The organism is Streptomyces sp. NBC_00568 (assembly GCF_026341855.1).
Taxonomy (GTDB): Bacteria; Actinomycetota; Actinomycetes; order Streptomycetales; family Streptomycetaceae; genus Streptomyces.
The window spans coordinates 35,908-49,651 of record NZ_JAPENW010000002.1; the positions used below are offsets into that span (position 1 = coordinate 35,908).

At 65.6% G+C, this 13,744-nt stretch carries 14 protein-coding genes; 7 read left to right on the forward strand and 7 right to left on the reverse strand.

Features of this window, described 5'->3' with window-relative positions:
* Positions 1–3 precede the first annotated feature (3 nt).
* Entirely contained in the window at positions 4–1,152 is a 1,149-nt protein-coding gene (locus OOK38_RS32495) for a hypothetical protein (RefSeq protein ID WP_266849533.1), read from the forward strand.
* Positions 1,153–1,271: 119 nt separating this feature from the next.
* Positions 1,272–2,393, forward strand: a complete 1,122-nt coding sequence (locus OOK38_RS32500) for a hypothetical protein (RefSeq protein WP_266849534.1) — start codon at positions 1,272–1,274, stop codon at positions 2,391–2,393.
* 490 nt (positions 2,394–2,883) lie between these two features.
* Here OOK38_RS32500 and OOK38_RS32505 read toward each other — a convergent pair whose 3' ends face one another.
* From OOK38_RS32505 to OOK38_RS32515, 3 genes are all read right to left on the reverse strand, one after another.
* Complete coding sequence (locus OOK38_RS32505) at positions 2,884–3,357, reverse strand: lamin tail domain-containing protein (protein WP_266850002.1); 474 nt, start codon at positions 3,355–3,357, stop codon at positions 2,884–2,886.
* A 454-nt stretch (positions 3,358–3,811) separates the two neighbouring features.
* Entirely contained in the window at positions 3,812–4,972 is a 1,161-nt protein-coding gene (locus tag OOK38_RS32510) for a protein-L-isoaspartate(D-aspartate) O-methyltransferase (protein WP_266849536.1), read from the reverse strand.
* A 32-nt stretch (positions 4,973–5,004) separates the two neighbouring features.
* Positions 5,005–5,337: an SPASM domain-containing protein gene (locus OOK38_RS32515; protein WP_266849538.1), complete on the reverse strand. Its 333-nt coding sequence runs from the start codon at positions 5,335–5,337 to the stop codon at positions 5,005–5,007.
* On the opposite strand from OOK38_RS32515, the gene OOK38_RS32520 reads away from it, so the two are divergent.
* Positions 5,338–5,907, forward strand: coding sequence for a hypothetical protein (locus OOK38_RS32520; RefSeq protein WP_266849540.1), 570 nt, complete (start codon positions 5,338–5,340; stop codon positions 5,905–5,907).
* Positions 5,904–6,320 carry a hypothetical protein gene (locus tag OOK38_RS32525; RefSeq protein ID WP_266849542.1) on the forward strand — a complete coding sequence of 139 codons (417 nt, stop codon included), beginning with the start codon at positions 5,904–5,906 and terminating at the stop codon, positions 6,318–6,320. Before OOK38_RS32520 ends, OOK38_RS32525 begins: the two co-directional genes overlap by 4 nt.
* Before the next feature lie 509 nt (positions 6,321–6,829).
* Here OOK38_RS32525 and OOK38_RS32530 read toward each other — a convergent pair.
* Positions 6,830–7,780, reverse strand: a complete 951-nt coding sequence (locus OOK38_RS32530; protein WP_266849544.1) for an alpha/beta fold hydrolase — start codon at positions 7,778–7,780, stop codon at positions 6,830–6,832.
* A 130-nt stretch (positions 7,781–7,910) separates the two neighbouring features.
* Here OOK38_RS32530 and OOK38_RS32535 point away from each other — a divergent pair.
* Positions 7,911–8,701, forward strand: a protein-coding gene (locus tag OOK38_RS32535) for an IS5 family transposase (protein ID WP_266849545.1) whose coding sequence is annotated in 2 segments (ribosomal slippage) — positions 7,911–8,210 and positions 8,213–8,701 — 789 coding nt in all. Because the reading frame shifts where the segments join, the coding sequence is not laid out codon by codon here.
* A 19-nt stretch (positions 8,702–8,720) separates the two neighbouring features.
* On the opposite strand, the gene OOK38_RS32540 is transcribed toward OOK38_RS32535, so the two are convergent.
* From OOK38_RS32540 to OOK38_RS32550, 3 genes are all read right to left on the reverse strand, one after another.
* Positions 8,721–9,122, reverse strand: a complete 402-nt coding sequence (locus OOK38_RS32540) for a hypothetical protein (RefSeq protein WP_266849547.1) — start codon at positions 9,120–9,122, stop codon at positions 8,721–8,723.
* 311 nt (positions 9,123–9,433) lie between these two features.
* Entirely contained in the window at positions 9,434–10,015 is a 582-nt protein-coding gene (locus OOK38_RS32545; protein ID WP_266849549.1) for a YdeI family protein, read from the reverse strand.
* A gap of 553 nt (positions 10,016–10,568) precedes the next feature.
* The gene (locus OOK38_RS32550; RefSeq protein WP_323178858.1) at positions 10,569–10,724 is read right to left on the reverse strand and encodes a hypothetical protein; all 156 of its coding nucleotides are present in this window, start codon (positions 10,722–10,724) and stop codon (positions 10,569–10,571) included.
* 388 nt (positions 10,725–11,112) lie between these two features.
* Between OOK38_RS32550 and OOK38_RS32555 the strand changes: the two genes are divergently transcribed.
* Positions 11,113–12,207, forward strand: a complete 1,095-nt coding sequence (locus OOK38_RS32555) for a barstar family protein (RefSeq protein ID WP_266849550.1) — start codon at positions 11,113–11,115, stop codon at positions 12,205–12,207.
* Positions 12,208–12,513: 306 nt separating this feature from the next.
* A complete protein-coding gene (locus OOK38_RS32560) occupies positions 12,514–13,437 on the forward strand; it encodes an immunity 49 family protein (RefSeq protein WP_266849552.1) in 924 nt (307 codons plus the stop codon).
* The last annotated feature ends 307 nt before the right edge of the window (positions 13,438–13,744 follow it).

The following is a 13,744-nucleotide window of genomic DNA, read 5'->3' on the forward strand; positions in this document are numbered from 1 at the left end:
CACATGGCCCTCGTCACCCACACCGTCGCCAGCCCTACCACCCGTACCAGCGAAGACGCCGGAACGGCAGAGTTCGGCGATCACCAGCTCGACTACTCCCTCACCACCGTCCCGCACCCCCTCACCGTCAGCCCCGAAAACACCGTCGAAACCGCCGACCTGATCATCGTGGGCAGCCGGTTCAACGACCCGATCGAAACCAACGAGATCGCCGTACACCTGCCGATCGGCACCGACGCATCCGACCTGGTCCTCGACTACACCGGTTTGCAAGCCTCCACCAACCTCAGCAACTGGACCGCCACTCCTCAACCCGCCCAAAGCCGCATCCTCTTCAAACCCTCAACCGCATCGGGATACGCCACACTCACCCCCGAACAGGGCGTCACCCTCCAGCTCAACAAACTCCGCATCAGCCACCAGGTCGGAACCGCCCCCCTCGGCATCATCCTGAAATGGCGGAAAGCCGGGACCACCGGAGAATTCAAATCCGAAGCACAAGAACTCGGCGTCGGAAAATTCCCCGCAGGGTTCTACCTACGAAACCTCAAAGCCGACGCCAGTTACATCGACAACGGCGACACCGTCACCCTCACCTGGGAACGCTCCACCAACGCCGACTACACCCTGCTGTACGAAGACAAATCCATCGACGTCACCAACTACGGCACCTACACCGTCCACAATGTCACCCGAAATATCATGTTCTATCTTGAGGGTGCCACCCAGCAAGGCACCGGCAGCGCCACCCTCCGCCTCAACACGTACGTCACCGTTCACAAACCCGACCTGACAGTCAACGACATGGTTGTGGAAGGGGACCTCTCCGCGAGCCTGTTCGGACCCGTCAAAACCGGAAGTGTGAGCGGCGGAACCTCAGGCAAGGAATACGCTCCCAAAGCAGACGGCATTTTTATCGTAACAAATAATTCAGGTCGACAAATCAACGTCAGGCTATATCGCGCCGGACAGTCGACCCCGGAATACGACGAGCCGCACGCGACCGGCGTAAAGGCGTCATATTATGTAACAAAGGGAGGGCGCTTCTGGTTGAATACGATGCAGTCAAGTCAAATTCACTTCAATTACATTTTTCTTCCCATCGGAAGTCAACTCCCCTCACCCCTTGGCGAGGTTGGCGACTCATGCTGAATGTTCCTGGATGCAACCCGAGCCAGCATCAGAGCCAGAGCGGCGAGGAAAAGCTGCCTCGGCGGCGCCGCCGACGCCACCCGATAAACCCACCCCCCACACCCGAAGGACCCCCTCACATGGCCCTCGTCACCCACACCGTCGCCAGCCCTACCACCCGTACCAGCGAAGACGCCGGAACGGCAGAGTTCGGCGATCACCAGCTCGACTACTCCCTCACCACCGTCCCGCACCCCCTCACCGTCAGCCCCGAAAACACCGTCGAAACCGCCGACCTGATCATCGTGGGCAGCCGGTTCAACGACCCGATCGAAACCAACGAGATCGCCGTACACCTGCCGATCGGCACCGACGCATCCGACCTGGTCCTCGACTACACCGGTTTGCAAGCCTCCACCAACCTCAGCAACTGGACCGCCACTCCTCAACCCGCCCAAAGCCGCATCCTCTTCAAACCCTCAACCGCATCGGGATACGCCACACTCACCCCCGAACAGGGCGTCACCCTCCAGCTCAACAAACTCCGCATCAGCCACCAGGTCGGAACCGCCCCCCTCGGCATCATCCTGAAATGGCGGAAAGCCGGGACCACCGGAGAATTCAAATCCGAAGCACAAGAACTCGGCGTCGGAAAATTCCCCGCCGGATTCTACCTACGAAACCTCAAAGCCAGCGCCGACCACATCGGCAACGGCGACTCCGTCACCCTTACCTGGGAATGTTCCGCCGGCCCCACCTACACCCTGCTGTACGAGGGCACATCCATCGGCGTCTCCGGCTACAGCGACTTCACCGTCCACAACATCACCCGCAACACGATGTTCTACCTCGAAGGCGCCACCCAACAAGGAACCGGCAGCGCCACCCTCCGCCTCAACACCTACGTCACTGTCAACAAACCCGACCTCGAAGTCGGGAAGCTCGATGTCCATGACGTCACCACAATCATGGGAAGTCGACAACTGCTCGGCGCACTCGCCACCGGACTTGCCAAGGCATTCGAAGTGCCGACAGACGGAATGCTAGAAGTCCTCACCACAAACGGAAGGGTGGGGTTCCAGCTGAACGGTGGAGGCCTCAGCTACATCGGATTTCCAGCGGAAATGGGTCTTTCATGCCATGGGGTCATTCCATTGGAAAAAGGGGTGCGGATCAATCTTACGACCCATGTCCAGGAAGATATTAGAGGCTACGTATGGTGGCGACCATTCGGGAAGGTTCCGCTTGAAGTTTCATGGTGAGGACTGGGTCCAGCCTTGCGGCCACAAAGGGGGGCTTCGGTGTGATGCCGCCCGGCACCTACCGTTCCGAAGGCGGCCCTCTCGGAGCCATTGCGTATTGCTACTAGGGGCGAACCACCGGCTCGGGAGACATCATCAACAACAATCTCGTGACGCCAGCGCGATCGATTACGGTCACGGTGAGAACCGGGGAATTGTTCACCTCGGAGGACTGCGGAGTCTGGAAGCCTGTCGGGTAGGAGCCGTCGGCGCGCGCTCGATGTGGCGGATCAGTGAGGCTCCAGGCCGGGTTGGGATCCCGGCCCACCGGAATCTCAGCTGCACAATTCGGGGCTGATCGGAGCAGCTGGCGAACACACTGCAAGTGCCCGTCCCGCTGGTGTTGCTGAGGGGCGGGCACTTGCGCAGATTGACGCGTATTTGGCCCTGGTCCCCGCCTGCCCCCGGCCAGGAACAGGATCGGGGGCAGGCGGGGACGGTTCAGGCTCGGTCAGTGGTGGAAGTGGCGGCGGCCCCAGGAGGCGTCGTCGATGAAGCGGCCGTGGTCGTTGCGCAGGGTGGCCCTGTCGTGGTCGTTGTTCCACACGTAAGCGCGGCGGTCCTGGAACAGGTCGGTGCGACTGTCGCGGCCGAGGCCGGTGTGGACCCGGACCGTTGAGCGGCCGCCCAGGCGGTAGTGGTCGAAGGTGTAGGTGTGGCCGTCCGCGTCGGAGAGGGTCCAGCCGTCCAGATTCACGCTGCGGCGGGTGTTGTTGGTGATCTCCACCCACTCCTGGTTCAGGGAGCGGTTGGAGCGGTCGTCCCAGCCCGGGGAGTCGTACTGCACCCGGCTGATCTCCACCGCCTGGCGGTGCGGGCGCGGGTCCGCGGCGGATGCCGGGACCGCAATCGCGGCAGTGATGGCAGCAGCACTCAGCGCGGCGGCGGTCAGACGACGGGCAGACGTGGATACGGTCACAGGAATCCCCCTGCATTGTGCGGGCACAACCTCAAAACGCCCTGGTGGGAGTCGGGTTGTGCGGTGTGCAAGTGGCGGCCGGCCGGCCGCGCATTCACACCCTGCCCTCCGACCCGTCGGGATGTGAACGTCATCCGGGGTGCGTTACCGATCAACCGCACCGCCGTGACACTTGGCTGCAACAGCCATCCATTTCACCGGTGTACGAAGTTGACGCGGGCCCGACCTCAGCAGCCTTGCAGCAGTAGCCATCAGGCACTGACCGCCAGGTACCGCCACCCCACCAAACAGCTGGCCGTCACCCGAAAGTGAGTAACAGCCCCTGGGCCGCGCGCACCTTCTGGTTCGACGCGGCTTCCAGGGCCCGGACGATGAGTCGGCGCAGTGTGACCCGCCGGGCCGAGATCAGGGCTGGTAGAAGCCGCGATCGGGGTTGCGGGCTGGGCGTCGTCGAACGTCGTCACAGGGTGGCTGACCACCGGCCGCGGGAGAGAGTGGTCTCGCCGGCGGGGGTGATCGTGACAGCGGCGCCGTAGACGGGTAGTTCGCCAACGGTGTTGAGGCGGTCGCGGATCTCCTCCAGCAGGTCCCACAGGCGGCGTGGGCCGCCCTGGTGGACCATCGGTGACTGGCGTGGGCCGTCGGCGTGGGCTCGTGCCCAGGAGCCGTCGGGGTGCGCCATCCAGACGGTGCGCCCTCCGCTGTCGCCGCGCTGGGTGCGGTGCTCGATACCGGGGGCTGTAAGTTCCAGCATCGAGCGCACGGCCCAGGAGTCCGGTACGTACAGCAGTGGATACCGGCTGGTCATGACGTCGTCGCCGTCGCCGTCCGACGCCTTCCACACCGCGGCCGCCGGGGTGGTGTCGTCGTAGTCGTCGCCGTGACGGGTGCTCATGAACGAGGCCCCGTCATAGGCGATGTGCCCGCGGGCGCCACCGTCCGGTGTCTTGTCGGCGACGAGGATCAGCCCGGTGCCGGTGATGGTCGTGACCAGCCGCCCGCCGGGGCGCAGCGCGTGAAGCCAGGCGGCGGGGACGGGCCGGACCGACACGGTGGAGACAATGCGGTCGAACTGTCCGGGAAGAGGCGCCTGGGTGAGATCGCAGACAGAAGTGTGCGGGTGCAGTCCGATGGCGGCCAGCCGGCCGGCCGCAACCTTCACGAGGTAGGGGTCGACGTCCACGCTCGTCACCCACTGGGCGCCGAGCCGGTGGCAGGCCAGGGCGGTGCCGTATCCGGTGCCGGTCGTCACCAGCGTGTGGGAGCCGTCGCCGAGCATCGCGTGCCGGTACATGGTCACCATCAGGGTGGGCAGGGTCGAGGACGAGGTCGGCCTGCCCGAGGCGATCGTCCCCGGTACGGCGTGGTCGGCATGCAGCGGACCGACCCGGGTCACCAGCGTGGCGTCGCTGTAGGCGCTCCCCAGCCATGCGAGGGGGTCGGCGGCGCCGTCGCGGACCGTCCTGCCGCTGGCCGTCCGCTCCCACCAGCGTGGCACGAAAAGATGCCGCGGGACGCCGGCGAGGGGTTTCCACCACCGGGACTCCGGCCGGCACACGGCGTCGGCCAGGCCACGCGCACGAGCCTGCCAGTCCACGCCCACGCCCACAGTCCCGGTCATCTGCTCCTCCTGCTGCTCATGGTTGGCGGGCGTCAGCCGTCCGACGGGCTGCACGTGTCGCCGGAACTCGGCTGGCAGGTGTCGTCGTTCGGCGAGCAGTCCGGATCACAGGGAGCAGCATCGGCCCGGCGCGGGACACGCGCGGTCGCCCGCACCCACGCGTCGCCGGACAGGACCGAGGTGAGGCTCGTATCCCGGATGCTGCCCGCGGTCAGGAACCGCCCGAGCTCGCACACTGCCACCTGGCCGTCCGGGAGGATCGCCGCCCTGCCGTCGCCGCACCGCCCGCACAGCGACGACACCGACGGCAGCGCGGTGCGGGCGGCGTTGCGGGGCTGGTCGCGCTCGCGATCCAGTACGGGCACATGCGCACCGTCCTGGACGCCCGGACATCCAGCGGCTACAGCTCCCGCAGCCGCGGCGGCATGCACTCCGTCCTCGACGTCGAGACAGCCCTGGCCGCCGCGGACACGGCTGCCCACTTGCGTGACCGCGTCGCTGCTGGAGAGAAGATCTCCGGTCCAGCCGCCCGCCGGGCTATCACCGCTGCGGCGACGACTCCGCGGTTCGAGGGCCGCATCGTCCCCAAGACATTCGCGAAGAAAGCCGCCAAATTCCTCGCTCGGGACGGCGTCGTCCTCTACGACAACCCGGACGCGTTTGTGATCTGCGCGTTCAAGCACGACAACGCGCTCTGCGAGCCTGAGCCGGGGGCGACCGCGCCGAGGCAGTACGACTGCAAGGAGGGCTGCGGCAATGCAGTCCGCACCGACACCCACGCCCGTCAGCTGCGGGAGAAGGCCGACGAGGTCGATCGCGGGGCCGCCTTCGTCCCGGAGAAGCTCGCCAATCGGATGCGCCGCAATGCCGAAAATCTTCGCAAGAGGGCCGATGCCCATGACGCCACCGCTCAGACCGCCAAGGCCCTGACATGACCCAGCAGCCGCAGGACGAACGGACCCGCATCCGTGAGGCGATGGACCGGCTGCTGGCCGGACAGGCCACATCCTCGAACGGCAGCTTCACTGCCGCCGCCCTCGCTGCTGAGGCCGGTGTTCACCGCATGGCCCTCTACAAGCGGCACGCGGACCTGAAGAACGAGTTCGAAGAGCGCGTCCGCACGGAGACCCGGCAGGTCCCGGAGACCGAGAAGCGGCTACGGGAGACCGTCACGAAGCTCAAGAAGACCATCGCCAACCAGAACGAAGAGCTCGAAAAGCTCCGTCAGTTGGTGACCAACCTGACGCTGGCCAGCGCAGTTCTCACCCATAAAGAAGGCTCACCCGCAGAATCCGCCCCCATGTCCGTGCCCGACAACGTCGTCCCGTTCCGCCCTCCCACCACCTGAGCATGATCGAACAAGCGGTTGAGCATGCAGAGTCGTACGCGATTGCGCATGAGGAAGTCGTACGCGACTGGGGACGTTGAGTGGTGCGTGCCCGGGCGGGAATGGCGCGGGACCAGGGTCCCGGTCTGCCCCGGGCTCTCCTGGTCCCACTTCCCGCCGCCCACGGCCACGGGCTCTGCATTCCACGATAGGCCGCCGCCGGCCGCCTCGTGTCTTTCAGGCGGCTGACGGCTGCGGGTCATGGACGGCGGCGAGGGCCCGCAGGTGGGTGGCCACAGCGTCCGGGCCGAGGGCCGCGAGGGCCCAGAGGGCGGTGAGGCGGCGGCCGGAGGACCAGAAATTGGCACTCGGCGGATGGAACGGGATTTCCCTGTCAAGTTCTGCGTGTTGAAATTCCATGACTCGCTCGATGGAGACCTGACCCCCGCTGCCGACTCCGTGGACACGGAAATCAAGGCATTGACCGGCTGAGTGCAGGCACCAGCGGCAAGAGTCCAGAAATCGACCACTCAGACGGTGGCATCCTGCTGTTCCAGCCATTTGATAATCAGCTGGTTTGTTTCCTCAGGCATTTCCTCCTGGATCCAGTGCCCGCAGTCCAGGCCGACAACTTCCACGTTGGGCACGAACTCTGCAAGGTTTTCGAGCCTCGGGATCGCGAAGTCCTGGTCGCCGTAGATCATGAGGGCGGGCTGCTGGATGATCGGGTCCGCGTCCGCCAGCTGGTGCCAGTTACGGTCGAGGTTCCTGTACCAGTTGATGCCGCCGGTGAATCCCGACGTCTCGAACCCGGAGATGTATACGGCCAGGTCGCTGTCGCTCATGATGGGCTCACCGGGGGGTGTTTCCGCCTTGGCGAGATTGATAAATGCCATGCCCGGCTCAGGGGGTGCAGGGGGCACGTTCTTCCGGTAGAGGTTGCGGATGAACTGGGAGGTGTTGGCATCGAACACGGCGTCCGCAACGCCCGGCTGTCGATTGAAGTGGACGAAGTAGAAGTCGCCGCCGAGGAACTGTTCCATGACCTCGATCCACGGCGTTTCACCGCGCACCTGGTAAGGCAAGGACAGGTTGATCACCTTGTTCACACGGTTGGGGTGCAGCAGGGTCAGTCCCCAGACGACGAACGCACCCCAGTCATGGCCGACGAAGGTGGCGTCTTCGTATCCGTAGTGGTCGAGGAGCGCGACGAGGTCGCCCGACAGGTGCTCGATGTCGTAGTCGGTCACTTCGGCCGGGCGGGATGAGTTGCCGTAACCCCGCTGGTTCGGTGCGATGACGTGGTAGCCGGCTTCGGCGAGGACGGGCATCAGATGACGCCAGGAGTACGCGTGCTCCGGCCAGCCGTGGCAGAGAACGATGGGCTTTCCCTTGTTCTCTCGTCCTGCTTCGAAGACTTCGAGTTCCACGCCGTTGACCGGAACAATGGTGGGCTTGGGGAAATCGCTAGAATTGGTCATCGTGTTTCCTTATTGCCTTTCGGGGTGATTGGGCTTAGAGCTCGTAACACGATCTTGTTGAGGTGTCCTGGTCGGGCGTGACCGATGTGACGATTCGGCCGTTCGGGAGAGTGTGAGTACTCGGCCATGGATGGTGGATGACGACTTGTGGATGCTGATCGAGCCGCTGTTGCCGCCCTGGCCTGAGCGATCACCGGGGCCTCGGCCGGTGGCGGACCGGCTGTGTCTGCAGGGCATCCTGTACGTGCTCTGCAACGACATTGCCTGGCAACTGCTGCCGCTGGAGCTGGGGTTCGGCTCGGGTCAGACCTGCTGGCGGCGTCTGGAGCGGTGGCAGCAGGCCGGGGTCTTCGACCGGCTGCACCGCATTCTGCGCGCCGAGCTGAATGCGGCCGGCGAACTCGACTGGTCCCGCGCGTGTGTGGACGGCTCCCACATCCGTGCGAAAAAGGGGGAGCCGACACCGGTCCGTCACCGGTCGACCGGCGGAAGACGGGCAGCAAGCATCACTTGATCTGCGACGGCCGCGGCACCCCGCTCAAAGTCATCACCACCGCGGCGAACGTCAACGACGTCACCCAGACCCTCGCCCTGGTCGACGGCATCCCGCCCGTGGCCGGGCGTCCCGGCCGGCCACGCCGCCGCCCCGATTCGCTGCTCGGTGACAAGGGCTACGACTCCAACCCCCACCGCGAGGAGCTGCGCAAGCGCCGGATCCTGCCGGTCATTTCCCGCAAGGGCGCCCCGAATATCAAGGGCCTGGGCAAGCTCCGTTACGTCGTGGAGCAGACCTTTGCCCTGCTCCACCAGTTCAAGCGCCTCGCCGTCCGCTGGGAACGCCGAACCGAACTCCACGACGCCTTCGTCTCATTGGCCTGCGGCCTCATCTGCTGGAGGCGGCTGAAGAAGCACCGATCATGATCGTGTCACGAGCTTTTGGCTACAGCTCACACCACTCACCCAGAGGGCCGGCCGCCCGCGTCTTGATGAAGTCGTGCACCAGGTCCCAGGCCCGATCGATATCCAGGACAAAGTCGCCCGTGAACGCAGCGAGGTCGTCCATGATCGGGACTTCGACCTCGGCACCCGAGGGCACGGTGCCGTCTCCTGCGAGCAGAGACATCCGCTCGGTGTCACGCATCAGATGGACGACCGCGTGATCATCTCGGAAGGCCAGGATCAGCACCGGGAACTCCCTGTCCGGCGACCGAACCTCGACGTATCCCTGACCACGGGAACGCAGGTCGTTGAAGCGGTCTGACAGATCCTTCACCTCTGAACATCTCTCAACCGGATGGAACAATCCCGATTCCGGCGACGTCGCCGCCCACACCACGCTCATCCAGCCCCTCTTGCCCACACAGGCCATCGCCCACGATCCAGGCCACGCTCCCACGCTCTACCACGACACGACTACGGGGACTGGGTCGCATGATCGTGTTACGAGCTCTTAGGTGAAGTTCCCGAAGAGTTCGGGCTGTCTGTTGAATCATGAACTCTTTGCGCGGGGGACCTGTGCGGAATGAAAGTCTGACACTGAGATCGCCGAGACGCGAGACGACGGTTACGCTTCGTGACAGCGCCTTCTTGGGGCTCCCTATGAGCCTCCGCGGGCCTTGATGCCCTTGATCTGCGCGTTGACCGAGCGGTCGATCATGATGGCCGCTCGGACCTTGCCATCGACGCCACCATCCGCTCCAAGCGGGCCAGCCGCGTCTTCTCGGTACGGGCGGTGACCAGGCCGAGGTAGAGGGTGAACTGGTCGGACTTGCCGAGCATGTCGTAGAACACCCGCGCTGCAGGGTTCGCGTCGAGGGCTTCGATAAGATCCGGTGGTGCGGTGGCGTTCTTCTGCGAGGCGTATGCCGTCTCCCAGCGGCCGTCCGCCCGCGCCGCCTCGACCTCGGCCAGGCCGCGGGGGCGCATCCGGCCTGCCGCGATCAGGGCCTCGGCCTTGTCGACGTTCACCTGCGACCAGGCGGAGCGGGGGCGGCGGGGTGTCGTGCGCTGCAGAAAGTACGAGTCGTCGAAGCCTCGCCGCTGACCGTCGATCCAGCCAAAGCAGAGCACCGTGTCGACCATCTCTTCCCAGGTGAGCGACGGGATGCCGGTATGCTTCTTGGCGATCTTCACCCAGAGCGCGGCCTTCTCCCCGTGATGCTCTTCGAGCCACGCCTCCAGCTCGGCCGGGCTCGCGGGGACAAGGATCTCGACGCCGTCCTCGTGTTTCTGCATAAACCGCAGACTAGAGGCCATATAGGACAGATAGTGACCTACTAAAGCGAGCCGCTCAGGCGAGCTGACCGGTTCACTACTTGGCGAGCTTCGCCCTGCTTGGACTACGTCCGCGAGTTCAACACGGCCCTCGCCCCGTGGCAGCGCGAGCCGGCCGTCCGCGACTTCACCCACCGGACCCGCAAGGAACTCGGCGTCGCAGCGTGAAGCACCGCCGGGCGGAACGTACTCAGCCGCAGGCGGGCGGCCGGGGCTGAGTGGGCAGGACATGCACCACCGGATCCGGGTCGATCAGTTGCTTGCGGAGCTGCCGGGCATAGGTGACAGGGGCTGAAGGGGCCGAATACAGAAGCGGCGTCAAGACACGCGTCCGGTCTGCAGCAAGTGAATTCTCCGGACAACGACTGAGACCGTCCGAGAACCGCATGCATCGAATACCTCGACCGCACTCTTCCTTCAGAGGAGAACGGGCAGGGGGCGTCGGGCAGAGACCTTCACCCGCTCGGGACGGACGGCATGTTGACCCCCTCCAGAGCCCTCCGCACGGAGTCCCTCAACCTGAACACATGAACTTGACAGGGAAGCTGCCGTGACCGCGTGTCGGCCCGGCCTGGGTGTAGCAGTGCGAGAGGCAGGTGAGCTGGCACCGGGCCGTGATCTCCAGCGACAGGAACCGCAGCATGGTGGGGACCTCTGCAGTGGTCGTCATGACGCGATCGTAGGTGTCGGAAGGGGTAACTCGTCTGGTTTTGGGACTACTTGATGAGTGGGGACGAAGGCTGTCAACGGTCACGTAATCGCCAGCGTCAGCTTCCCCACTCAAATGTTCGAGCGACACACCATCGGACTCCACCCGATCGACGGCGACTGCGCTCAGGTGCCGAAACAGGTCCTCAACACTCTGCGATAAGCACGTCGATCATGCTCCCCGATCACACATAGTCCTGTGGGTCGCGACGCGCGCAAGGGCAGGGAACGTCACGTGACCCGCCAGAACCGAGGGAACTTGATCGCTTGTGGCCAACTCGGGTGTTCAGCCTTGAGAGATCGTGACCCGCCACAGGGAAAGGGGTTCGCCGCGAAAGCCTGGTCCAGGCATGATTCCCTCCGTGCAGGAGGACGAGAACCATCGCGGGCCCACACGGTACACGCTGACGGAGACCGAGCATGGCCATGCCTGGGGAGTCTGCGTCGAGGCGGAGGGGCTGTTCGGGGAACCACGGCGTGGGACGTACGAACTGCTCGACTGGGTCCCGGTCGGCGAGGTGCGGGACTGGGTAGGCAGCCGGGTGTGGCTGGTGCCGGACGACAAGGGACTCGAACCTTGGCTGCTGGAGGACGCGGAGAGTTCAGGGCAGTTCCCCGGAACAGACAGTCTGCTGCTCACCGGTCTGGACGACTACGAAGGCCCGCCCGAGGGCCACAGGGGCTCCGTCCGAGTGCACGACGGCCATCGATGGCTGGGCTCGTGCCGGGAATTTGCCCGCGTCCTGCCACCCGAGCAGGTGGCACCCCCGCTCGTCCTGAGGGGACTCACCCCGAGTGATCAGCTCAGGGCGGCACTGCTGAAGGGCACCCGGCGGGCGCTGGATCTCGAGGAGGCCGCCCTCGAGATATGGGACGACCAGGGCGAACCCCTCACGGAACGACTGCTGTGGACCAGAGTCACCGCCTGGCAACCGTCCTCCAACGGGACGGACCTGATCGACTTGGAGCTCGAAGGAAAGCTCTTCACGCCCGTCCCCGAATACGCCCGGCCCATCTGGGAACGGTGGCTCGCCGGGCCACCGAACACCCTGGGCGCCTGGGCCTGCCTCGACACCCGGCGCCGCGGGGCCTGGCTCGATCTCGTCCGGGAGCGGGCCTGCCAGCGCGCCCACCGTGGCCGGCCGGATCGTCACGCCAACGAACTCGACGGTCGGTACATCACCGACGAACCGGGCCTCTACCTGGCGCTCGGCGAGGCGGTGAACGGACCGGGCGGCTACTTCGGTGGCTGCCTGGACGCCCTCGACGACTGCCTGGGCGGCACCTTCGGTTACACCGCCCCCGCAACCCTGCTTTGGCGAGACGCCGTCACCGCACGCGAGCACCTGTCCAAGACCTTGACACCGGACGGCCAGCCCTACGACCTGTTCGCCGAGGTCCTCAACGTCCTGGCCGAGGGCGACATGCACGTCACCCTTGCGTGAGCTGTACTCCGCCACAAGTGCGCCGCGACGCGTCGGCCAGAGAACATCACGTGATCGTCGCCAGAGCCGAATTACGTGACGTTCCACAAAGGCGTCCCCATGCCTGCTCCGCGTGCGGCCGGCCGACTGCTCAGCCCTGCGGCTGTGGGAGCTGGCCGGGCTCCAGTGCCTGACCTGAGCAGATTCCACACGATGCAACTCCCGGGCCCGGCCGCTGGCGTAGACGGGTGGGACGGTCCGGGCGAGGTGGAGGATCCGACGACTTGATGGGGACTGCGTTGTCGGTGGGCCCTCAGGATGGGTGGCATGGCGATCAAAGAAGTAGCGCGTCACACCGTTGCGGAAGAGCGGATCGAGCAGGCTCTTGAGGAGATGTGGGGTCGGGCCTTCGGCCGGTGGCACGAGATGCGCTACGGCGATATGCCGCTGCGGCGAGGTCTGAGGGAACTCGGCGGGGAGCTGGCCGATCACGTCGCCGCGCGCACCGTCCGCGACCCGGCCCTGTGTACGCCCGACTCGCGCACCGCCCTGATCACAGCTGCGGAGTGCGCACTGGGCGTGCTGAGCCTCGCGTGCTTCCCCGACGGCGACTTCCTGGTTCCGCTCCCGCTCGTGACGGAGACCCTCAGCAGCGAGGAGCTTCACTACGAGGAGGAGTGGGAGCCGCCTGACCCGGTGACTACGGCACGGACGTGGACCGATGCGTTTGCGTGGGCCGTGATCAGCGGCCTGATATGGGACCGGGACCGGGTGATCGGCCCCCTGCTGCGCGAGGACTATGCGCCCGCCATCCGTGACGGCGTTCCGTACTCGAAGCGGGAGTCGGTGTCGGACCCGGCCGATCTCGCCGAGATGGACGCCCTGTGCGGCTACCTGAATGTCGTCCAGGGACGCTATCCCGGCGCACTTCCGGGGCCGGTACCGCTGGGCAAGCCGGATGCTGCCGAGCGGGCGCGCACGGCCGAACAGCTCGATGCGGCCGGGACACTGACTGGGGACCAGCGGCTGTTGCGCGTTCTCCTCGACGATGACCAGGCGGCGTTCGAGCGGGCTCTTGAGGAACGACTCGTGGCGCACCGCGAGAGCGTCGGCGCCGACCCGGCTGCCCAGACTCTGCTTCCGGCGGGGGCCGTCACGCTGGCCGCCGTCGCCTGTCTTGCGCACGGCTGGCAATTGGGCATCCGGTCCGCCTATCTGCCCGATACGCTGCTGACTGCCCCGCAGCAGTAAGCGGCCGCCGGGCCGCCACCGCAGCCGAGTGGGCGCCTCCGTCAGGCGGGCTGAGCACGGGCGTGCCTTCCCGCCGCGCGCTGCGAACGCGGGCCTACTCGGTGACCATCAAAGGATCATTGGCGACGTTCCCGCGGTCGCACCGATTGTCAGTGATGGCAACAAATGAGTCTGGTCCGTCACCACGGGGGGAGTGACGGACCAGACGTGAGGTCCACGATGGCACAAGTCGCCTTCGGACAGCGCGGCTTCACTGTGCGAGGTCGGGATTCCAACGGCCGAATCGGGCCAGCAGCTGTCGCACCGC

Bases quoted from the DNA above. Each gene is read 5' to 3' on its own strand.
- OOK38_RS32530 (WP_266849544.1), bottom strand. From the start codon at position 7,780: ATGACCAATTCTAGCGATTTCCCCAAGCCCACCATTGTTCCGGTCAAC.
- OOK38_RS32540 (WP_266849547.1), bottom strand. From the start codon at position 9,122: ATGAGCGTGGTGTGGGCGGCGACGTCGCCGGAATCGGGATTGTTCCAT.
- OOK38_RS32555 (WP_266849550.1), top strand. From the start codon at position 11,113: ATGATTCCCTCCGTGCAGGAGGACGAGAACCATCGCGGGCCCACACGG.
- OOK38_RS32500 (WP_266849534.1), top strand. From the start codon at position 1,272: ATGGCCCTCGTCACCCACACCGTCGCCAGCCCTACCACCCGTACCAGC.
- OOK38_RS32520 (WP_266849540.1), top strand. From the start codon at position 5,338: ATGCGCACCGTCCTGGACGCCCGGACATCCAGCGGCTACAGCTCCCGC.
- OOK38_RS32560 (WP_266849552.1), top strand. From the start codon at position 12,514: ATGGCGATCAAAGAAGTAGCGCGTCACACCGTTGCGGAAGAGCGGATC.
- OOK38_RS32525 (WP_266849542.1), top strand. From the start codon at position 5,904: ATGACCCAGCAGCCGCAGGACGAACGGACCCGCATCCGTGAGGCGATG.
- OOK38_RS32495 (WP_266849533.1), top strand. From the start codon at position 4: ATGGCCCTCGTCACCCACACCGTCGCCAGCCCTACCACCCGTACCAGC.
- OOK38_RS32510 (WP_266849536.1), bottom strand. From the start codon at position 4,972: ATGACCGGGACTGTGGGCGTGGGCGTGGACTGGCAGGCTCGTGCGCGT.
- OOK38_RS32545 (WP_266849549.1), bottom strand. From the start codon at position 10,015: ATGCAGAAACACGAGGACGGCGTCGAGATCCTTGTCCCCGCGAGCCCG.
- OOK38_RS32550 (WP_323178858.1), bottom strand. From the start codon at position 10,724: ATGACGACCACTGCAGAGGTCCCCACCATGCTGCGGTTCCTGTCGCTG.